Genomic DNA, 21,981 nt, shown 5'->3' on the forward strand with positions numbered 1-21,981 from the left:
TTTATCGCGAGGCGGATCATGACCTACACCTACTACCCCGGTTGCAGTTTGCATGCGACGGGCATTGCCTACGACAAATCGCTGCGTGCGGTGTTCCGCAAGCTCGGCCAGGAGCTGGTCGAGCTGGAGGACTGGAACTGCTGCGGCGCCACCGCCTACATGTCGGTCAAAGAAACCGTGGCGTTCACGATTTCGGCGCGCAATCTGGCCCTGGCGCAGAAAGCCGGCCACGATATTGTCGCGCCGTGCAGCGCCTGTTTTACTGTGCTCAACAAGACGCGCAAATTTCTCCAGGAACTGCCGGAACTGCGCCGCAACGTGAATGCGGCGCTGGCGGAGGGCAACCTGCAATACCACAATGGCCTGCCCGTCCGCCATCCGCTCGAAGTGCTGATCAACGATATCGGGCTTGATCGCATCCTCGCCGCGCAGAAGCGCTCGATTGCGGAGTTCAAGCCGGCGTGCTACTACGGCTGCCAAATCGTGCGGCCGGAGCGCGCCGTTCTCGAAGATCCCGAAGTGCCGAGGGCGATGGATATTCTCTTTGAAGAATTGGGCGCGCAGCCGGTTGACTATCCGCCAAAAGTGCGTTGCTGCGGCGGCATGCTGGTCGCGACCTGCGAAGACGTTGCATTGAAATTATGCCACGAGCTGTTGGAGTGGGCGCAAATCGGCGGCGCCAACTGCATCGTCGTCACCTGCCCCATGTGCCAGTCGAATCTCGATCTGCTCACCCGGCGGATCAACCACAAGATGGGAACGGATTATGCTTTCCCGATTTTGTACTTCACGCAGCTTCTCGGTCTGGCACTGGATTGCACCCCGGAGGAAGTGGGCCTGGAACATGGATTGGTCCCGATCAAAATGAAAGTGACCGATCTGCCGGTTCCGCTGGCGGGACGAAGCAACGGGAAACAGTTTCGTAGTGGACCCTTCAGGGTCAGGGCCTGAAGGCACTATTACGAAACCCTTTCAAGCAGGAGTGTCAGGAGATTGACCATGAACAACCATGACATCCGCATCGGCGTTTACGTTTGCCACTGTGGCGTCAATATTTCCTCGACAGTTGACGTTGAAGCCGTGCGCGATTTTGCGGCGCAGCGGCCGGGCGTGGTGCAGGCGCGCGATTACAAATTCATGTGCTCCAATGCCGGCCAGGATTTGATCAAAAAGGACATCAAAGAGAACGGCATCAATCGCGTCGTCGTGGCCGCCTGCTCGCCGTTGATGCACGAGCTCACATTTCGCACCGCGGCACAGGACGCCGGCCTCAATCCCTATCTCGTGCAAATCGCCAACATCCGCGAGCAATGCGCGTGGGTTCACGACGACAGGAACGAAGCGACCCTCAAAGCCAAAAGTTTGGTGAGCGGCGCGGCTTCGCGCGTGCGCTTTCATCGACCATTGGAACCGTTGCGCGCCAGGATCAATCCCGCCACGCTCATCGTTGGCGGCGGCATCGCCGGCATTCAAGCCGCGTTGGAAATCGCCGAGTCCGGCAATCCGGTTTATTTGGTCGAACGCGATTCCACCATCGGCGGGCAAATGGCCAGGTTCGACAAGACTTTTCCCACGCTGGATTGCGCCGCCTGCATTTTGACGCCGAAAATGGTTGCGGTGAGCCATCGTGAAAATATTCATTTGCTGACCCTGAGCGAAGTCGAAGCCGTCGAAGGCCATGTCGGAAATTTCAAAGTGCGCGTGCGCACCCGGGCACGCTATGTCACGCCGGATTGCACCGCGTGCGGGGAATGCGTCAAGGTTTGTCCGGTGCATGTGCCCAGTGTCTTCGATGAGCTGCAATCCGAGCGTACCGCCATTCATCGCGCCTTCCCGCAGTCCGTGCCCGGCACTTATGTCATCGAGAAGCGCGAGCGGCCGCCGTGCAAACAGGCCTGCCCGATTCACCAGGATGCCGCCGGCTACATCGCGCTGATTCGCGAGGGCCGCTTCGCCGAGGCCTGCAAGCTCGTGCGCCGCGAGAATCCGCTGCCCTTCATCTGCGGCCGCGTCTGCTATCATCCCTGCGAAGCCGAGTGCAACCGCGGCAGCGTCGATCAGCCCCTGGCCATTCAGAACCTCAAACGCTTTCTGATGGATTGGGAGCGCGATCATATCCGCGAAGTTGAACCGCCGCCGCCGGAGAATGATTATCCGGAAAAAGTTGCGATCATCGGTTCGGGCCCGGCGGGGTTGACCGCGGCGTTCGATCTCGCGCGCCGGGGTTACAAAGTCACGGTCTTTGAAAGACACAATGTGGCGGGCGGCATGCTGGCGGTCGGTTTGCCGCCTTATCGCTGCCCGCGCGACATCGTGCAGCGCGATGTTGATTACATCCGCAGGCTGGGCGTGGAAATTTTGACGGGCCGTGAGCTGGGCAAACACTTCACGCTGCCGGATTTGTTGAGCGATCAGCCCGGCTTTGGATTCAAGGCGGTTTTTCTGGCCACCGGCGCGCACAAAGGCTTCGCCTTGAATGTTCCCGGCGAAGATTTGCTGGGCGTCATTTCCGGCGTCGATTATTTGCGCAACATCAACCTCGGCCTGGGGCAAACCACCGGCCGGCGGGTCGCGATTGTCGGCGGCGGCAACACCGCCATCGATGCAGCGCGCACCGCGCGGCGCGAAGGCGCGGAGGTCACACTTCTTTATCGCCGCACGCGCGAGGAGATGCCGTGTGAAGAAGACGAGTTCGATGATGCCGTCGCCGAGGGCGTGAAATTTCATTATCTCATTGCGCCGGTCGCAATCCTCGGCAGAAACGGCCGGGTGCGCGGCCTGAAATGCATTCGCATGGAGCTGGGCGAGCCGGATGCCAGCGGCCGGCGGCGGCCGATCCCGATCCCCGGCTCCGAACACGAATTGGAATTCGATCAGGTGATCACCGCGATCAGCCAGCAGCCGGATCGCAGTTGGTATGGCAACGACGGCCCGGCGTCCGCCGGCAATGGCAAATCGCAACTGGCTTTCACCAAGTGGGATACCATCGTGGTGCACACGGAATCGATGCAGACCGACATTCCCGGCGTGTTTGCCGGCGGCGACGTGGTGCTCGGACCCTCGACGGTCGTGGAATCAATGGGCCAGGGCCGGCGCGCCGCGGAAGCGATTCACAAATATCTGCGCGGCGAGCCGTTGCGCGATTTCACAACACACATCCCGCCGGCGAATCCGCGCAGGTCGTTCGAGAGCCGGCCGCACCCGTATGCACCCAAATACGAAGACATTCCGCATGCGCCGCGCGTCGCGATGCCGCAGCGCGAGGCTGCCGAACGCATTCGCGATTACAAAGAAGTCAACCTTGGCTACAGCGCCGAACAAGCGCGGCAGGAGGCGGAACGCTGCCTCAACTGCGGCGTGTGCGTCGAATGCTACGAATGCGAGCGCGTGTGTGAGCCGAAAGCGGTCATGCACGGCATGGTTGACCGGATCAGCGAAATCGAGGTCGGCCAAATTTTGGTGGCGACCGGCTATCAGATTTTCGACGCGCGCAAGATGTCGCAATATGGTTATGGCCGCTACGACAACGTGCTTTCCAGTCTCGAATTCGAGCGCATGCTCAGCTCGACCGGCCCGACCGGCGGCAGGATTCTGTGCAGGAACGGCCAGCCGCCGCGGGCAATCGGCATCATTCATTGCATCGGCTCGCGCGATGAGAATCACCATCGCTACTGCTCGCGCGTGTGCTGCATGTATGCGTTGAAATTTGCCCATCTCGCCAAAGAGCGCACCCATGCCGAGGTTTATCAATTCTACATCGACATGCGCGCGTTCGGCAAGGGTTACGAGGAATTTTACAGCCGCGTGCTGCGCGAAGGCACGACGGTGATTCGCGGCAAAGCCGCCGAGGTGGTCCCGGCGCGCACCAGCGGCAAAGCCAATGGCGCACCCGGCCATCTCGTCATTCGTTGCGAAGACACGTTGATCGCCCGCCATCGCGAGATTCCGGTGGACATGGTGGTGTTGTGCAACGCCATTGAACCGCGCAGCGATGCCGGCCATGTCGCGCATTTGTTCTCCTTGAGCCGCAGCCCTGACGGGTTCTTTTTGGAAAGACATCCCAAACTCGATCCGGTCGGCACGACGATGGATGGTGTCTACCTCGCCGGTGCCTGTCAGGGGCCCAAGGACATCCCGGATGCCGTGGCGCAGGGACAGGCCGCGGCGGCGCGCATTCTCTCGCTGATCAGCAAGGGTGAAACGCTGATCGATCCGATCCGCGCCTCGATCAATCACGACCTGTGCAGCGGCTGCCGCATTTGCAACAACCTGTGCCCGTATGAAGCGATCTCGTTCGATGAAGAGGAACAAGTCTCCACGGTGAATGAAGTTTTGTGCAAAGGCTGCGGCACCTGCGTCGCGGCGTGCCCGGCGGGCGCGATCACCGGCGCGGGTTTTTCCGACGAGCAAATTTTTGCGGAATTGGAAGGCGTTTTGGTGTAAAAAAGACGAGGCCATGAGTGAATGGAAGAGCAGGTGAGCAGAGAGCCCCAAAAGTATGAGGTCACGCTCTTCGATAATTCTCCCCAAAACAACTTTAGTTGGGAAAGAGGTTGAGGGGACCGGAATCTGTTCCTGATGGCGGGGTATGAGTATCAGGATCGAGGCGGCAAGGGAATGCCCTCGAAGATCTTGCTGACCGGCAACTCAAAGCCCGGCAGCCGATCGGGCGCGGTGAGGAGGTCGCGGACGCTGTATTTGCCCGTGGTGGTGCAGACCAGCACCTCGCGGGTAATGGTGATGACCAGCCATATCATTTGAGTACCTTGCTCGAGATAGGCATCGACTTTGTTCATCACCTGCATAAAATTGTCTTCTGGAGAAATGATTTCTATGACCAGGTCAGGCGCCAAGGCTGGAAAGCGATGTGGATCATCAGGAACACGCTCGTTTTTCACAAAAGCGACATCGGGAATGCGCGACTGATCCGGAAGTTCCGGCCAAAGACGGAAGTTGGTTTCGGTCACCAGATCGCCGATAGGATGCTCTTCCAGGTAGCGATCAAGTTTGGAAATGAACCTTGTCTGGCTCTTGCCATGAGCATAGTTTGCCATTTTGTAAACCACCTTTCCGTCATAAAGTTCGGCGGGACAAGGAAGCGAGGTTCCCTCCAGCTCATCGACGGTAACATCGGTGCGCTGCTCAATGGGAATGTCATGGCGGGTGGAAAGGGTAGCGGGCTCGTTTTGCGATGCTCGAGATACGTTGATATTTGTCATGGCAGCCATGCGTCTCGCCCTGCGGATTGGTTTCGCTCTGCGATTGCAACCGGTGGAATGGGTGGCGAACATCGACAACGCGATTGAAGGATATGGAAATCCCGCTTGCAAGGCAATGGAATTTTTGTCACGACCCCGTGAGGTGAATCATGACAAGCGCAACCATGCCGCAACCCACGACGATGGCGGATGAAAAAGTGACGACGCCCTGGCAGCCGAAAATCGTGGCCTTTCTGTGCAATTGGTGCAGCTACACCGGCGCAGATTTGGCCGGCATCTCGCGCATCAAATGGTCGCCGGCGGTGCGCATCATCCGCATCATGTGCAGCGGCCGGCTCGATCCCACCTTCGTCGTCAAGGCTTTTCAACTCGGCGCCGACGGTGTGATTGTCTCCGGCTGCCATCCCGGCGATTGTCACTATCAGGAGGGCAATTACAAGGCGCTGCGGCGTGCGCTTCTGCTCAAACGGCTGCTCGCCGGTTTCGGCATCGATCCGCGGCGTCTGCGCCTGGTCTGGGTCTCGGCCAGCGAAGGCGAGCGCTGGGCGACCATTTGCAATGACATGACGGAACAAATCCGCAGCCTGGGCCCGTTGCAGCTGGAAACTATTTTGTAGTAGCGCCTTCAGGCGCACGCGCGTTGGAGTGCAAAACAATCCCAGCATTTGACGAATTATTGCCTGACGCGTTGCGCCTGAAGGCGCTACTACGAAAGTTCAAGGTGAAACCATGAACAACGCACAATCATCAAATCCAACCTCCAGGCCGAAACTGGCGCTCTATTGGGCCGCCTCCTGCGGAGGCTGTGAAATCGCGGTGCTCGACATTCAAGACAAGATTTTGGACGTGGCGGCGTTTTTCGATCTCGTCTTTTGGCCGGTGGCGATCGACGCCAAAATCAAAGACGTCGAGGCCATGGACGATCGGGCCATCGATCTCTGCCTGTTCAACGGCGCCATTCGCACCTCGGAAAACGAGCACATGGCGCAATTGCTGCGCCGGAAGGCAAAGATTCTTGTGGCGTTCGGATCGTGCGCTTGCGAAGGATGCATTCCCGCGTTGTCCAACACCACCACCCGCCAGGCAACCCTGGATTGGATTTACCGCGACTCGCCTTCGACCGTCAATCCCGAAAATGTGCGGCCGCAAACCGCCACGGACACGCCGGTTGGAAAGCTGGCACTGCCGGAATTTTGGGAAACAGTGCGCGCGCTCGACCAGGTGGTGGAGGTCGATTATTACGTTCCCGGCTGTCCGCCGCAGGCACATCAGATTTGGGCGGTGCTGGAAACGGTGATGGACATCATGAAGAATGGGAAGCCGCTGCCACCGCGCGGCCTGGTTCTCGGCGCCGGCAATAAAACCTGCTGCGATGAATGCCCGCGCACGCGGGAGGAAAAGAAGATCAAAAAATTCGTGCGGCCGCACGAGATCATTCCCGACCCGAATCGCTGCCTGCTCGATCAGGGCATTCTGTGTTGCGGCCCGGCCACGCGCAGCGGTTGTGGCGCGTTGTGTCCCGCCGTTGGCCTGCCGTGCCGTGGCTGCTACGGCCCGCCGCCGAATGTGCACGACCAGGGCGCGAAGATGATCTCCGCGCTGGCCTCCGTGATCGACTCCGAAGATCCCGAAAAGATCGACAAAATTCTCGACGGCATCGTCGATCCGGTGGGCACATTCTATCGCTTCTCGATGGCGAAGGCGACGCTGGGACGGGTGCAGTTCAACGGGAACCGTGCCCGAGGAAAGGCAATGGCGGCCCACTGAACCCTGCTGTTGTTGTCGTGCCAACTGATAAAAGTGAGGCGGATCATGCAACGCATCCAAATAGATCCCATCACCCGACTCGAAGGCCATGGGCAGATTGACATCTTCCTCGATGACCACGGCGAAGTTGCCGACTGTTTTTTCATCGTGCCCGAGCTGCGCGGGTTTGAAACATTCTGCGTCGGCCGGCCGGTGGAGGAAATGCCGCGCATTACCACGCGCATCTGCGGCGTGTGCAGTGAAGCGCATCACATGGCCGCCGCCAAGGCGTGCGACGCGGTGTATCATGTCGCGATCCCGCCGGCGGCGAAAAAGCTGCGCGAACTTTTGTACTCCGCTTTTTTCACCGGCGATCACGCCACGCATTTTTATATTCTCGGCGGGCCTGATTTCGTCATGGGCCCGGAGGCGCCGGTGACGGAAAGAAACATCATCGGCATGATCGGCAAACTCGGCGTCAACGTCGGCAGGAAAGTGATCGGCGCGCGCGCGGCGGCTCACGAGATTGTGAAAATTCTCGGCGGCAAAACCATTCACATGGTCAGCTCCCTGCCGGGGGGCGTCAGCAGGGGCGTGACAGTGGAGGAGCGGGATCGGATCGTGACTCTGGCCAATCAGCTTGTCGAGTTCGCCAAATTCACCCTCAAAATGCTCGATGACATCGTGCTCAAAAATCAGGCCTATGTCGATCTCATCCTCTCCGACACCTACACACACAAGCTGCACTCGATGGGAACGGTGGACGAGAACAATCACGTCAATTTTTACGACGGCAAAATTCGCGTGGTGGACTGTGACGGCAGGGAGATCGTCAAATATCATGGCAGCGAATATCTGCAGCACGTTGCCGAGCACGTGGAGCGGTGGTCATATTTGAAATTTCCCTTTCTCAAAGCCAAAGGCTGGAAAGGCTTTGTGGAGGGCATGGACAGCGGTGTTTATCGCGCGACACCACTGGCGAGATTGAATGCCGCGGAGGGCATGGCCACGCCGCTGGCGCAGGCCGAGTATGAACGCTTTTACGAGACGTTGACCGGCGATCGCTCCGGCCGCACGCCGGTGCACCAAACGCTCGCCACGCACTGGGCGCGCGTCGTCGAGCTGGTCTATGCCGCCGAGCACACCCTGGAATTGGCCAAGGATGAAGAAATTCTCAGCCCCAACCTGCGCACGATTCCGACGGCAACGCCCGACGAGGGTGTGGGCCAGGTTGAAGCGCCGCGCGGCACACTCACACATCATTACCTCACCGATGAGCGCGGCATTCTGCAAAAAGTCAATCTCATTGTGGGCACCACCAACAACCATGCCGCCATCAGCATGGCCATTAAAAAAGCCGCGCAGGGATTGATCAAAAAAGGCGTGGAGATCACCGAAGGCCTGCTCAACAAAATCGAGATGGCTTTTCGCGCCTATGATCCCTGCTTCGCCTGCGCCACGCATTCGCTGCCCGGCCACATGCCGCTGCTCGTCCGGCTGCGCGCGTCGGACGGGACGATCCTGGCGGAAAAAAGTCGCGAGTAGCAAATGGAAAACGGAGGGGGTGGCCCCAAATCACACTTCGCAGCCCGCCTGCAGTAACTGGCTGCTCGCTTTGTCCCATACGTCCGGAATGGCCGTTTCCGTGCGCTGGTGTCTTTCTGCCGGACAACAGATCGGCTTTGCCGGCCGGTGAATTTTTTTGCGGGATGCCGGGCGCCGGGTGACCCTTGACACACAGCTCGTCGGTGACACGCAATGAGCAAAAAGGCTTGCTCGCGGCCCGCAGTCGTTGATGACATTTCAAGCCCGGCATGGCCGGATTCGTTGGAAAGTCGCGCGCCGCCTGCTTGATCAGGCTGTTCGACTGTTGATTGAGCTTTTCCAGGCTTTTGGTGAAGGTGTCAGCGATGATGAAGTGCATGGGCCTCCATGCATTTTTCAGACGTCAGGGTGTTGGTTTCTCAGATGCGGCGAGTGCGAAGAGCATGGACAATTTGATAACAGGGCCGTTTACTCCTCTTTTCGATCTCGTGTTCCCAGACTCGGATAACCTTCCAGCCCTTTTGACGCAATATGCGATTGACCCTGCGGTCGCGCGCCTTGTTCGAATCCAGCTTCCTTTTCCAAAACGCGCGGTTGTTGCGCGGCATGTTGCAATGCTTGGGGCAACCATGCCAGAAACAACCATCCACGAATACAACGACCCGCTGCTGCGGAAAGGTGAAGTCCGGTTTTCCGAACAGCGGATAATTCCTGCGCCAGCCGGTGATCTTGTGTTTGCGAAACAATTTGATCATTGCCAGCTCGGTTTCCTTGTTGCCGCTCGAGCGAATGCGTGACATCACCTCTGAACGCTTGGCTTTGGTGAAAACGTCGGCCATGATCTCAGCTCAATTCGTGAAAAAAGCCAATCGAGGAATTTTGTGGCGTGCCAACCAGCATGGCGCGATCCAACAGGCGATTGCCCTCCTCACAGGAAGTTTCCGGCAACAGCGCGCAGCCATGACAGGCGGCAAGATTGGCGTTGTCCGCGCCCTGTCCCACACTCTCGATGCACACCGGATCGGATGAGCACCAACCGGCCTTGTGCAACGCCCGCAACAAAACCGTTTCGAAACGGCCGGGCTTTCCCTGCCGGACCAGCCCGCCCATCGTTCCCTCGGAATCTCCGGAAGCCGTGTAAATCAGAATACCCTGCATTGGATGCGTTTGATCGGTGAAATCGCAATAAATTCTTTCCCGCAACGAGGCACTGCCATAACCGCAATCAAAACTCAACTGGTTGATGAGCACGTGCGCCAGGGTGTGCATCAAAACAAACTTGGGACGAATCGGGCGCACCTCCTGCTTACGGGTGCTGCGTCCCTGGTTGTAATAATGGTTCAATTGTTCGATGCGTTCGGAGATTTGATGATGAGAGTTTTGCCATCGCTCGAGCGCTGTTGCGTCGAGTTCGAGAAAGATGCCTTCGCCACGTACCACCATCGCCGGCAGCCAGTCAATCCCGGGATCGAGCTTGAGCGGCTGCATGCGCATACTGTCGAGCCGGCCATCCGGGGGAAGAAGGCGGGTGAATCCGGCGAGCGCGCGGGTTTCCCGCAATTTGTGAACAAGGCATATTTTCGAGAAAAAATGCCGAATCTCAGCGCGATATTTTTTGAGATCGGCAATCTCAATCAACAAATCAGTCTGCGCTCCGCCGCGGCCCGAGATCACCGCTTCATATTCCGTGTGACGGTATTCCTCCTCGCTTTGTGCCTGCACGGCGGAGGGAACGGGCATGCCGTCGAGTTTGCGCTGTGCCGCGATCAGTAAATCTTCCAGCTTCAAATTCAACATGCCAGCAACGACCTCACAACGCGTGCGATCAATCTTGCCATCGACCAAACCGGACGAGAGTTGAGACCAAATCCTTGGAATCTCCAGTGCCTTGATAATGTTTCGCTCGCTTTCCTCCGCCCACAACGGCAGATAGATCGAGCTGACCACATAAGGAAAATAAACGTTTGAAGCGCCGCGCTGAACGACCCTGAGAAATTCTCCGCATTGTGGCGCCTTCTTCTCAAATTCACCGAGCCAGGGGCGCAAACCCCGGCAGTCATATCCCATGCGATGCAGCGCGCCACCTTTCTGTTCGTCAAAATCAAATACTCCACCCATGTTGCGCTTCAGACCGCACGAGCATTCAATGGTGATGCCGGTCAACGCCGCCGAGGAGCGCCCGGCGCGCGCCCGTAATTTGCAATCCGGTTTGGCAGACGCGTCGCGATGCACCCATTCCATGAACGGAAAATCCTCGACGTGGCCGCGATTGCAAACCGCCACAAAGCGCATGGGTATGAGAAATGGCCGCTTATTCTCGGGCTTGTCGGCGCAGGTTTGCTGTATATAACGCCTGCCGGCGCAGCGCTGTCGATTTCCAAACAGCGGCAGCAATTCCATGCCACCGCAATGATGGCAATAATGCCAGCGCGGAAATCTCACAAAGGGAATTTTTTGATTGGCGTGCCGTTCACCCATCACCGGGTCGCGAAAGTCGGGTGGCAGACGAAAGTGGCTCACGTCCAGTCTTGCCTGCAAACGCTCTTCAATGACTCCCCATCCGGAATCAGGCGGGCATTCCTCCTTCGCATACGGCCAGACATCCAGTCCGGCCGTCATCAACGATTCATCATTTGGGAAATCCACCATGGCGCCAATGCCAAATGGAGTGATCAATTGGCCGCGCCTGATGGGTTTGATGGCGGGCATCCTTCAATCCTCGTTGTAAATGTAATTCCTGACAACCCCTGCTTCACAACCGGCATCCACGTTTCGCATTGAGCTGGGTGTTGGCAGGGAACGGCCGTCCCACTCCGTGCGTACTTGGGAGCCGCTGGGATACATCAGCGGCGTTTGATCCAGCGGCGGGCCGAAATGCCCGTACAATGGCGGTGGAATGAGCCGCCAGTTGCCGACAACCTCCTCAAGTACCTTTTTAGTGGAATCGAATTCTTCCGGGTCAACCGCCTGCACTCTCTGCAAAATCAGCTTTTCAATTTCCTGAAAAAGCGCATCAGGCGGTGCGGGTTGAGGCCGCCGGCGCACCTCCTCATCACCCCAATATCGCGCCAGCGTCACAATCTGGGCATGCAGGGCGCGCTCGAGCACCGGTATGGCAAACGGCGTGACGCTGGTCGGTTCCACCCAGCGATAAAAGCTTTGATGATAGGAGCGAAAATGCTCGTAGTGTGAACGATCACGCGGTTTGGCAACGTTGTAAACGGTGACCACCAAACCCGGCCCGGAGTCGCTGCGGCCAACCCGGCTGGTGGCCTGGATGTATTCCGAAGTGGTTTTGGGCTGACCAACAACAGTCATAAGCCCAAGGCGCGGTACATCCAGCCCCACCTGAATCATATTGGTGGCAAGACAAACATCCACCACTCGTTCATTGCTTTCGCCGGTGTGCGGTTCGAACAACTGTTGCAGAGCTTCACTAATGCGGACGCTTTGAATGCGGCTGGTGAGTTCGAGGTCACGATTGATAAAACGGCGGCGATCCGGTTCGTTGGAATCGGGCTCGGGCCTGCGGATGTTCAAACGATCCCAAACCGCGTTGAGGTATTCACGAATGTCCGCGCGAATCAACGTGGCAGCATGGCCCAACTCCCGAAGGCTGTTGAAGTAGGCCATCAAGGTCCAGTAAGGATCGAGTAATGCCGGATCGCTGACCTCGCAACATTTCACTGCTTGCAGCAATGCCGCCATCACCCGAATTTGCGCGGTAACATGAGATGACAGCGCCGAGGCAAAAACCCCGATGTACACTCTTCCCGGCACCTCGGTTTTTTCAATGGCGAAGAATGAATCACCGGCCCGTAATGCCTGTGGTGGAAACAAGGAAACTTCTCTGGCGTAGAGGGCGCGCACTTGTTCCTGCGCCCGGCAGATGGTGGCCGTGGAAGCAACAATCTTGGCCGGTATTTTCCTTCCGTCTGCGTCACGAGTGCAAAGCGCATCGAGCGTGCCTTCATAATGGCCAACCATGGAACCAAGCGCGCCGGAAATCAGATGCAGCTCATCCTGAATGATCAAATCCGGCGGCGAGATGGCGCCTGCGGTGTCCAGCCCAAACAGGCTGCGAGCTTCCGGATACCAGGGCAGCAACGCAAACTTGTCAACGGTGCCGATCACCAGAGTGGGCCGGTGTTGATAAATGGCCTCGTCAATGACATGCACGGGGAGTCCGTCATTCCCGCTGAAATCGCAGTTCTGGTCTTCACAACAGAATTCAACGCGCCGGGGTGCCGCTTTGAGTTTGTAGCCCGGAGTTTTTGTGCCGCGTCCGGATTTCACCGGACCCATTTGCGCGCCACACCATGGACAGTTCAGCAGAATGAAGAGATTCTCGGGCTCTCCATTCAACAGCTTTTGCAGCGCCTTGACCGCGCTGCGGTCGCCCTCCGATTGTTTGTTGGGCGTCACTTCGCCGCCGACCCACAATCCGATGGATATGGGTGCGCTGCCGAGAATTTCCAGATGGGAGCGGCGAATCAGCTCGCAGGCGCAAATTAACGATGCGGCGCGCTGAAATTGCTGCGTCGTCAACAGCCGCAGGGTGTAGCGCATTAGAACGGTGGTGCCACAGTTGTCCGGATTTGTGATTCGCCGCCAAAACAGGGTAAACGCAGTCAAGCCCAGATAGGCCTCGGTTTTGCCACCGCCGGTGGGAAACCAGATGAGATCGACGATTTTGCGTTCATCGCAATCCGGTTGAGTCATGGCCCGCAGATTCATCAGGATGAACGCCAGTTGAAACGGCCGCCATTTGCCCCTGGTTGGTCCGGGGTTGCTCAAATCCGGAGGCTGGTACGACTTTTCGAGAACAAGCTCGCCGTCCCTGGCTTTCCATTCGCGTTTGTGATTCGCGGCAAGATCGTAATGCACCTGTTGCTGCAACATCGCCTGATTCATCCATGCGAAGGCCCTGCGGATTTTCGGCTGTTGAAGCAGCGATACACCGGTTACAATGCGCTTGTGGCAGTCACGGCATTTTTGCAAATGTTTTTCAGCAGTGTTTTTAAGGTCTGTAGGAAAGGAGGGATTCCGGACTTCCTTCTCCCTGCTTTCGATCCAGGCAAGATATTCATCTGCGAGACGGCGGCAGAGCTGCAAGGCCTTGTCATCCTTCTCATCGGCGAGTTGCTGCATCGCCAGCTCCAGGCCCTCGATCTCGTTGGGAAGGATGGGTTTCACCTCATAAGTCGGCAGGGTTTCCGTCCAGATTCTGTTGGTTGTGGTCAATTCACCGTCCGGCCAGTTGGCGGCGCAGCCGTGCCCCACGGCAAACGTTTTCCGATGTCGATACAACAAGCGGAGCGAGGCTTCTTCCTCATCCTCGCTTTCTCCGATTCGCTCGGGATATTCCAGAAAGCAGGAGCCACCATCAGCATCCATCACCTCGAAGTGGCATTGGAAAAAGCAATTCTCATCCTTTGGCTTTCCGGTTTCGGAAGCATTGCGATTGATCAGGGTGAAGGTGATGATTCGCTCGCGATCGGTATTGGTGCCATGAACATGCAGGCGGCTGAACAAGTGGAATTCCAATTTTGATTCAGCACTTCCGGTTTCCAATTCATATTTTGCAACGACGGGCTTGTTAACCAGGAAAGGGGAGCAATCAATCAATTGCTCGCTTTCAATTTTGCTGCGCCAATAGTGATCGAGAAAATTTCCTTTTGCGTCCTGTCTGCCAAGCCCTGAAACAGCCATTTTTTCGTAACGGCCCGCACTGACTTTGACTTTCAAAAATTTCGGCAAGAGCACCAGTGCACTCAGGCCCATGGCGCTGGGCAAATATTCATTTGCACGATTGACTTCCTGTTCGGGAAATTCATCGAGTTCTCCGCGTGCGCTGTTTGAGGATGTTTCCTCCTCCGGCTCATCCCCTTCGGCAGGAGCGCTTTCCGCCGCATTGACCTCCTCATCGGTTGCAACTTCCGCCTGCTGGACCTGTGCCTTCATGGGAAACAAAACCCCGGCGCTGTAACGAAGCCGGGGCGGATCCTGTGGCCGCAGGATTTCCTCGCGGTTGATCTGGATGGCCGGATATCCCGGATCCGGGCCGACAAGCTCACGGCGCAGAAATTCGACGATTTCCGCCCTGACTTCCGCAGGATTGTTCATGGCGATTTACTCCAACCTTCCTCGAGTTTTCGTGCAACAGCCTGTTTAACGAATGGTTTCGTCTGCTCATGCAAAAGAACAATCAGGAGACTGCGCGCGCGTGACATTCCAACATACAAAAGTGATTGTGATTCCCTGCCTTCAATGCGATCAACATCGCACAGAACGACCACCGGGCTCTCCATGCCCTTGAAAGCCTGAATGGTGGCAAACGAAATGATTGAAATGTGGGACCTTTCTGGTTTGACAGCGCCAACCTCCACCAAACGAAATTCCGACTCATCCACCAACTGGGAGGCACAGGAGTTTTCGAACCTCAATCTGGAAAGGACCACGACTTCATCAGCTATTACACCATCCCGCAAAAGTCCTCGAAGAGTTGCACTCAAAACAGCAGCCTGTTCCCCGTCGGAATGGTAATAATGATAGTCAACCGCCGGCCCCTCGACTTGTCCCATGCGATATGGTGGGGATTCAAAACCTGAAAGCAGGGCGGTTTCCTCTCCAATGCGACGGGTATTGCGGCAATTCAAACGCAGGCTTCCTTTCGCATAATCACGACAAAACTGTTTAACAGTTCTTTCAATTGTTCACGGGAGGAATTCTCAAAAATTGCCTGGCGTTGAAAATCACCGAAGATCGCCCATCGTCCACCAGCGAGGCCACCTTTCAACCAGACATTGACCACCTCCAAAATACTTTGCTTCAACAAATCCTGTGCCTCATCAATCACAATCACATCATACGGCTCATTCAGTTCCTCCAGGGCCAATTGCCCGTAAAATGGATAAATGTCATGAAACAGCTCGTCACCAGAATGTCCCTGTTCCTTCCCGGCAAATTCACCGGCAAACGATGAACGCAGGATGGTTTCACGCAAAAACTGATAGTATCGACCGCCCTTCAAAAAATTCTGCAATGCAGATTCTGCGATTCTGGCACGAAACCAATCGCCCAGTAATTTATTGTAGCAGAGCAACAAGGTGCGATGCCCGGCACGGGTTGATCTCCTGGCATATTCCAGCGCCAGCATGGTCTTGCCTGTTCCTGCGGCTCCCTCAAACAGGCAGCGTTCATTGTCAGCCAGAAGGTCCAGCGCCTCGTACTGCTCCTCGGTCAATTTTAAAAGCCGTTCTTCTGTTTCGTGCACCAAAGTTGACTTTGTGACTATTGCCTCGAAATCGGGACGCAGAAACTGGCGGATCGATCTTATGGTCGCGAGGCTGGGTTCCATAACGGAATCTGGAAGTCCCAGCTTCTTGCGCTGTTCCCTTGCCATGCGTTTCAGGGCAACGGATATGGGACGTTGCAAATCATTCTGGTCAATCGTCTCCCATGGCTCCCACTCCGGTGATTGCATGGTGAAACGGATGTCCGGGAAAATTACGCCGCAGCCGAAGACGGTGGTCACAGCCGGGTGGGCCGCGTCGAAATTTTTCTCAACGGCATTTTTTACTGCGAACATTCCTTCGCGAACTTGCATGAAAGGGCTGCGCTTCATCTGCTCAGTTTTGTCTTCACGACTGGTGGTTGTCCAAACGCCTTCGTGACACGCCACACGGCCACCCTTCACCTCCAGACAAAAAACACCGCCACCGGGGATGAGAACAATGAAGTCGATCTCACCATAGGGCTTGTGCCCGCGACGACTCAAGCCGAGGGAATGAATGACCGTCCAATCCCTCGTGTCTGGAACGTTGGCAAGCAATTCAAAAATCTTGCATTCGGCCGCGCTGACGGTTGATTCGCCCGGTTGTGCCGGAATCATTTTGGCCATGGGTCACGACAACCAATTTGCTAGACCTGCTGATTTATCCCATTGCAGCTCATTAACTTTTAACTTGGAATATGGCTCAAACTCGGAACCGATGCTTTCGACCTGCACCACCCATGCAGTAACCAAATTATCGATATTAATGCGCGTTCCCTCTTCTCTTATTGCTTCAAGGTGCTCCGGCAGCTTGTGCAGCAAAACCTTTTTCAACCTCATGCCGGCGCTGAGATGCGCACTGCGTATTGTCTTTATGGCATGCCATATTTCATCAAGTTTACCGTCAAATTCAGTAAACCCGATAATTCTTGCAATCAATTCCAAATCCGTTTTTTGGCCCGGACCAATGCGAAAATCGTCGTTCAACCAGTTGGCCGCAGTTGCAAGGTTGAGTGTACCGCCAGCCTCCCGTATTTTGGCATGAAGCGTTTCCGGGGTGAAAAAACATTCATGCAAAGTGCGTTTCCACGTGCCTGCCAATTGTCGCAGTTTTGATGCTTTCTCCCCCAACATCAAATCAGCCATGGCCTGAATCACATCCTTGCTGCCGCCTTCCTTTAACACCACGTAATCTCCGACATTGATTTCGTCCACTTTGTGCAAGGGTATCTGCTGTTGCGCGGTTTTGTTGGAAGTGATAAGTCCGGTCACAACCGGCACTTTGTGACTTTCTGTGAGATATGCGAACGAATCACCGACAAAACTGACGTATTTCGCCGGAATTGTCTCCTCACCCTCGGAAAAGGTCGCCATGCCGCCTTTGCACGCAGACTTGATCCTTTGTTCAAATTCCCAGATTGAAAAAGCATTTGATAATTCCGGCTCATATACATCTTCATTGGATTTGACCGCTTCAGGCCAAACGAACTCGGTATTCGGGTCGAGTTTCAGCAGTTCAGTTTTTTCCTTACGACTCAAGGTTGGAAGATCGGGAAGCCGCCGAATTTTCTTTTGACATTGCTGCAGCCACCTGCCTTCAAAACGATACCCGATTACTTTAATGCATGGTGCCAAATATCTCCGGACAAATTTTTGGAAAACCTCGCTGCCGGGCCAGGTTACTGAAATGATGCAATCAAAAAAGGCATCCGGGGCATGGCTTGGAGAAAAAACGGGGAGTTTTTTTTCAATCCGTTTGGTCCAAGTTTGGAGTTTTTCAATTAGCTTGTTGCGCGCAAGAATCGCCACGTGACTTGAATTTCCGTCTTCAAGCGCCTGCAGGGTTTGAATGAGTCGACGCCCCTTCTCCTCGCCGATTTGTGTCGATGCAGAACAGGCGCTTTCAAACAGATCGCAAATCAAGGCAATCTTTTTGGATACAGACACATCCAGCCACATCCTGTTTATTGCAAGCTCTTTGCGAATCTCGGACAAGCCATCAAGAAACTGCTGACGTTCCTCCTCTGAAGGAGTTTGAACCAAGCCGGCAGTGTTGAGCAGCAAACCGTAAAGTTTTCCAGTCATTTTTTTCAATACATCAGTATTCTCTTTTTTCATGAAGGTATTCAAATCTTCAATGTGCCTGCCTATTTCATCCAAAACTTCATCTTCACAAACTATGGGCTCAATTTTGAGCAAGGCCTGGTTTGTCGCTGCTCTGGAGATAGGCCCCCAAAATCCATCATTCTCAACGACAGCAGTGGTTTTGGAACCGGCCATAAGTATTTCTTTCTCAGAAAGCCACCAAAACCTGCATCCGCGACTTGCCAAGTCCTGCATTTTGTCGACTTCATCGTGCTGTGCAATCATGATGAGATTTTGCGTTTTGCAGATTTCATCATAAGCTTGCAGATTCTTCAAGACCAGCCCCACCCCATTTGTAACAACCACCTTTGAATGTGGATCCGCAGATTGGCAAGCTTTTGCCAGTTTTTCAATTGAAGAAGTAATCGCTACGAGGGGTTCGCTGCCAGAGCCTTTGACATCCCAATTCTCGAGCTTTGCCACGGCGCCGTCATCATCAGTGGAGACTGAGCCAAATGGCAGCAGGGATGTCAGGGGCGGCATGTCTGCCAGACATGAACTGTTTTGAAGGCAAGTCTGATTCACAAAATCCTTGAATGAATTTTGATGATCCAGCAACAAAACATTGTTGGTAAACAGACTTTGATTTCCGAATGTGCTGACTCCAAGAAGATGGTCAAGCGGATGCTTTTCCATGACAGCCAGCTTGGTGGTTAATTTCCCCTTTGGGCGTTTACGCTCTGTTGGTTCCATCCTTAAAATGTCCGCAACTGGAAATGTCCGCCATGCCTCCTCATCCAGTATCCGAAGGCGGAAATACCTTTCTTTTTCAGGCCAAAATCCCTCGTATTCGAAGACATGCTCATTGGGATGAATACAAACCCGCTGCCCCGGAACAAATTTTCTTTCACAATAGCTTCGCACCAAGTCAGGGTAATTTTTCCGGAATCTCTCAAGTGCGAAAACAATGGAGACAATTTGCGCGGTGCATCCCCTGCGGGGCAGAACAAAGCAGCAGGGTGAAAACGACGCAGATTCCATTGCTGACAAAATGAGACCGAAAAAGAGGGGGAACGGCTCAGGTCTTGAGGATGATGCCGCCTGCAAACGCAATTGCGCCAGCAGAGGAAAGCGTTCATTAAGTTGGCGAATTATTTCGTCCATTTTTCACCCCAACAGGTGTTCCAACATCATATTTGTTTCGTTCGCTTTGAACCTCCTCCACCAGCTCCGGATAAAGATAACACATCCCGGCAATTGCCGCTTCGGTGCAATAGTACTCATTGTCCGCCAGTTCGCCCCGTTTGTACCTGCGCCGCGCTTCTTTTGCGACAGGGTTGAGAACAACCGGCCAGCCACTTTGAACATAATATGGATTGATGAGTCTGGGCTCGACATACTCAATCCCAAAGCCGTCTTTTTTGTCATGCAAGATTTCTGTGCCGTGTTCCAATGTACTATCCGGATGGAGTCCTGGATAGAGGAAGCCGATTGAGTACCATCCGCGCTTGAATTCCTCATTGGACAATCGATGCAGCCTTCGGTTGTCCGCTGCCCGAACCAACACCATTAACCATTCAGCAGCCTGAAAATGATCAATGGGCAGAGGCTCAAGCCAGAAATTGATCACCTTGTTTTTCTGCATGGCCTTTTCCAGATATGATTTTACCGCCACTCCCACCGCTTCGCCGACCAAAGGCGGCACGGCATTGCCAATCAGCCTGAACTGATGGGAACGCGTCACCGGAAACGCAAACCAGTCCGGAAAACTCTGCACGCGGGCGGCCTCGCGAGGGGTGAGCGAGCGGTTTTGCGTGGGGTGAATGAACATCAGGCCGTCCTTGTTCAAATGCGCCACGATGGTTGAACACAAACGGTTGCGATGCTGCCGGCAGTAGCGATCCTTGAAATTGCTTTTGTCGTAGGGAAACTCGAACTCGATGCCGCGCTGCATGGCGTGCAAACAGTTTTCCCCCTCGCGCAGCCGTTTGAAATCCCGCAGGTCACGTTCGAGATGAGGTCTGGCAAAATGCGCGGTCAACTTTTTTGCCTTTTGCACCTGCAAGACTTTGTACAGAAAATGCCGGCCGTATTTTTTGACATGTGCCCGGCGGCGTCGCATGTCATAATCCATTTCCTCCGCGCCGCCACCGGCTTTGAGCACCGGCAGGTCTCCAATCGCCTCGTCCAGCGTGACAATCCTCTTGCAGGTGGCGGGCATGAAGCCGGCATGAAAATATTCCAGGAAATCAAGTCTTGTACCGAAGATGAACTGTCGCTGCCGCTTTTGTGGCACGCCATAATCGGAAGCGGTGATCACCTGACCGTGCACCCGATAACCCAGCGCACGCGCCTCGCTTTGCACGCGCATGAAATACTCGCCACCGGCGGCGGATTTTATGCCGAGCACGTTTTCCATGACAAAAACTTTCGGGCGAAAGAATTCCACATATTTGAGAAACGGCTGATAAAGCTTGCGCCGCGGATCTTCCACCAGACGATGTCCGTGATTGGCGCCGTCGCGCTTGCGCACGGTGCTGAAGCCCTGGCAGGGCGGACCGCCAACGATGACATCTACAAATGCCGGCTTGATCAACCCGGCCAGCTCCTCCGGCCCGAATCCGGTCAGATCACGTTCGAGCACGCAGGGCACTTGCGGGAAATTTTGCCGGTAAACAGCAACCGCCTTCGGATCGGCATCAATGGCCGCCAGCGTGTGGAATCCGGCGCGTTCCATGCCCAAACTGAATCCGCCGCAGCCACAGAAGAGGTCAATGCAGTTGAATTGGTTTTTCATGGACGTTCAAGAGGACATGATCACATTCACAATGCTGTGGATGGGGCAATTTCACATCACATAGATACTGTTTGTGCCAGCTAACTGCAAGAATGGCGATTCCTTGTACCAGCATCTCCAATTCGCCATCAAACAAGGCAATAACGCGGTCCAGCGGGTGGCGCGCGCAAGGGCGTCGAACTCATCCGTCTGCATCGGTGGATACGACGTAATTTGGGGCAGGGCAGCCGGCTCCAGCAGCGAGCAATGTGATTCCCGTTCCCAGATAATCGTGTCCTCAGGAACGCCATCAGAATCGATGTACTCCAGCCTGACCAAATGGTAGATCCCATCAGTTCGGCTGTCAAATTCATTTACGGATGAAATAATCGCGCGGCGGCTGCGGACGGTGGCGAGCATGCCCACGCGGGGGTAAAAAACGCGGGTTGACTGCCTGACTCTCTGGTCATTGTTGCCAGTCAAAGGGAAGAAGCTGCTTCTTTGAATGAATATTGGACTCGTGCGCGTTCCTGGCGGATCGGCCTGTATTCCCCACATTCAGAATGTTTTGATCAAATATGCTTGCAAATCTGTAACAACACAAGATAATTTTCTGCAAAATTTCCCAGCGTGGTGGTCGTCCACGGATTCGCGCGGCCGCCGGCAAGCGGGAAAATCGCAATTGGCTGTTGATGCAGTCACCCCTCCTCCGTGTGCAGCAGTGAATCGTGAAAAACGGCGGACAAGATTTGAAGTGGCGGCCACATACCAAGGCGGACAGGGGAAAATGGCCCAACCAGCGGTTGCTTTTCTCGTTTGGCACGCCTCTTTTGCCGCATGGACAGCGGCGGTGGCTCCAAACTCAAAATGGCCGGGCCTCACTGCCTCGTTGCAGTCAGCTTTTGCTGGACGAGGGTGAGAGATGCCCCGGATCCTCTCGTGATTTACTGCCGCACATGTCCGGGTGAAAAACATGATCCAACTTCTGGCCGGCTCTCGTTTCCTCTGGCCGGAAGCCATCCCTGTTGCTTGAGTGCGCACCAGCGGCACGGTGCCAGAGTCGCGGGCCCAACCTGTAATAGAATTATCGAGTCCGCCATGTCCCCGTCGCCCGCCCCACCGCCGCCGCGCCGTGGATGGCTGATCTCCGCGGTCGTGGCGCTTGCCGCCCTCATCATCGAGGCGACGGGAACCTTGCCCGCCACTGGTATCCCCTCGGTGAACCACATCTTTCCTCTGGGTGAATCGCTGCGTATCTTTGCGCAAAATTCACCAGGAGGAGTCCCATGTGGCCTCGCAGACGGCGGGTGCGTCCCGCGGCGCGTCTTGCCCTC

14 protein-coding genes are annotated in these 21,981 nt (G+C 55.5%); 5 read left to right on the top strand and 9 right to left on the bottom strand.

Features of this window, described 5'->3' with window-relative positions; genetic code table 11:
- Window positions 1-18: 18 nt before the first annotated feature.
- Window positions 19-951, top strand: coding sequence for a CoB--CoM heterodisulfide reductase iron-sulfur subunit B family protein (locus tag ONB52_21300; protein MDZ7418670.1), 933 nt, complete (start codon window positions 19-21; stop codon window positions 949-951).
- A gap of 48 nt (window positions 952-999) precedes the next feature.
- Entirely contained in the window at window positions 1,000-4,443 is a 3,444-nt protein-coding gene (locus ONB52_21305) for an FAD-dependent oxidoreductase (protein ID MDZ7418671.1), read from the top strand.
- Window positions 4,444-4,595: 152 nt separating this feature from the next.
- On the opposite strand, the gene ONB52_21310 is transcribed toward ONB52_21305, so the two are convergent.
- Window positions 4,596-5,228 carry a Uma2 family endonuclease gene (locus tag ONB52_21310; GenBank protein MDZ7418672.1) on the bottom strand — a complete coding sequence of 211 codons (633 nt, stop codon included), beginning with the start codon at window positions 5,226-5,228 and terminating at the stop codon, window positions 4,596-4,598.
- 188 nt (window positions 5,229-5,416) lie between these two features.
- Here ONB52_21310 and ONB52_21315 point away from each other — a divergent pair, with 188 nt between their 5' ends.
- The 3 genes from ONB52_21315 (at window position 5,417) to ONB52_21325 (ending at window position 8,510) form a co-directional block, all read left to right on the top strand.
- On the top strand, window positions 5,417-5,836 hold the full coding sequence (locus ONB52_21315) for a hydrogenase iron-sulfur subunit (GenBank protein ID MDZ7418673.1): 420 nt from the start codon (window positions 5,417-5,419) through the stop codon (window positions 5,834-5,836).
- Window positions 5,837-5,948: 112 nt separating this feature from the next.
- The gene (locus ONB52_21320) at window positions 5,949-6,986 is read left to right on the top strand and encodes an oxidoreductase (GenBank protein MDZ7418674.1); all 1,038 of its coding nucleotides are present in this window, start codon (window positions 5,949-5,951) and stop codon (window positions 6,984-6,986) included.
- Between the two features lie 45 nt (window positions 6,987-7,031).
- Entirely contained in the window at window positions 7,032-8,510 is a 1,479-nt protein-coding gene (locus tag ONB52_21325) for a Ni/Fe hydrogenase subunit alpha (GenBank protein MDZ7418675.1), read from the top strand.
- A gap of 419 nt (window positions 8,511-8,929) precedes the next feature.
- Here the strand turns inward: ONB52_21325 and ONB52_21330 are convergent, their stop codons facing one another.
- The 8 genes from ONB52_21330 to ONB52_21365 all read right to left on the bottom strand — a co-directional run bounded on the left by ONB52_21330 (window position 8,930) and on the right by ONB52_21365 (window position 21,067).
- Window positions 8,930-9,310 (bottom strand): very short patch repair endonuclease, encoded by a 381-nt coding sequence (locus ONB52_21330; protein MDZ7418676.1) that lies wholly within the window; start codon window positions 9,308-9,310, stop codon window positions 8,930-8,932.
- A gap of 43 nt (window positions 9,311-9,353) precedes the next feature.
- Entirely contained in the window at window positions 9,354-11,219 is a 1,866-nt protein-coding gene (locus ONB52_21335) for a DUF1998 domain-containing protein (protein MDZ7418677.1), read from the bottom strand.
- Between the two features lie 3 nt (window positions 11,220-11,222).
- On the bottom strand, window positions 11,223-14,636 hold the full coding sequence (locus ONB52_21340) for a helicase C-terminal domain-containing protein (protein MDZ7418678.1): 3,414 nt from the start codon (window positions 14,634-14,636) through the stop codon (window positions 11,223-11,225).
- On the bottom strand, window positions 14,633-15,169 hold the full coding sequence (locus ONB52_21345) for an ATP-binding domain-containing protein (protein MDZ7418679.1): 537 nt from the start codon (window positions 15,167-15,169) through the stop codon (window positions 14,633-14,635). The genes ONB52_21340 and ONB52_21345 overlap by 4 nt, the downstream gene beginning before the upstream one ends.
- Entirely contained in the window at window positions 15,166-16,413 is a 1,248-nt protein-coding gene (locus ONB52_21350) for an NERD domain-containing protein (protein MDZ7418680.1), read from the bottom strand. Before ONB52_21350 ends, ONB52_21345 begins: the two co-directional genes overlap by 4 nt.
- A 3-nt stretch (window positions 16,414-16,416) precedes the next feature.
- Entirely contained in the window at window positions 16,417-19,035 is a 2,619-nt protein-coding gene (locus ONB52_21355) for a DrmE family protein (protein ID MDZ7418681.1), read from the bottom strand.
- Entirely contained in the window at window positions 19,010-20,608 is a 1,599-nt protein-coding gene (locus tag ONB52_21360; GenBank protein ID MDZ7418682.1) for a DNA cytosine methyltransferase, read from the bottom strand. The genes ONB52_21355 and ONB52_21360 overlap by 26 nt, the downstream gene beginning before the upstream one ends.
- A gap of 111 nt (window positions 20,609-20,719) precedes the next feature.
- A complete protein-coding gene (locus tag ONB52_21365; protein ID MDZ7418683.1) occupies window positions 20,720-21,067 on the bottom strand; it encodes a hypothetical protein in 348 nt (115 codons plus the stop codon).
- Between the last annotated feature and the right edge of the window lie 914 nt (window positions 21,068-21,981).

The sequence above is a fragment of the candidate division KSB1 bacterium genome (assembly GCA_034506255.1).
In the GTDB taxonomy this organism is placed as follows: Bacteria; Zhuqueibacterota; Zhuqueibacteria; order Zhuqueibacterales; family Zhuqueibacteraceae; genus Coneutiohabitans; species Coneutiohabitans thermophilus.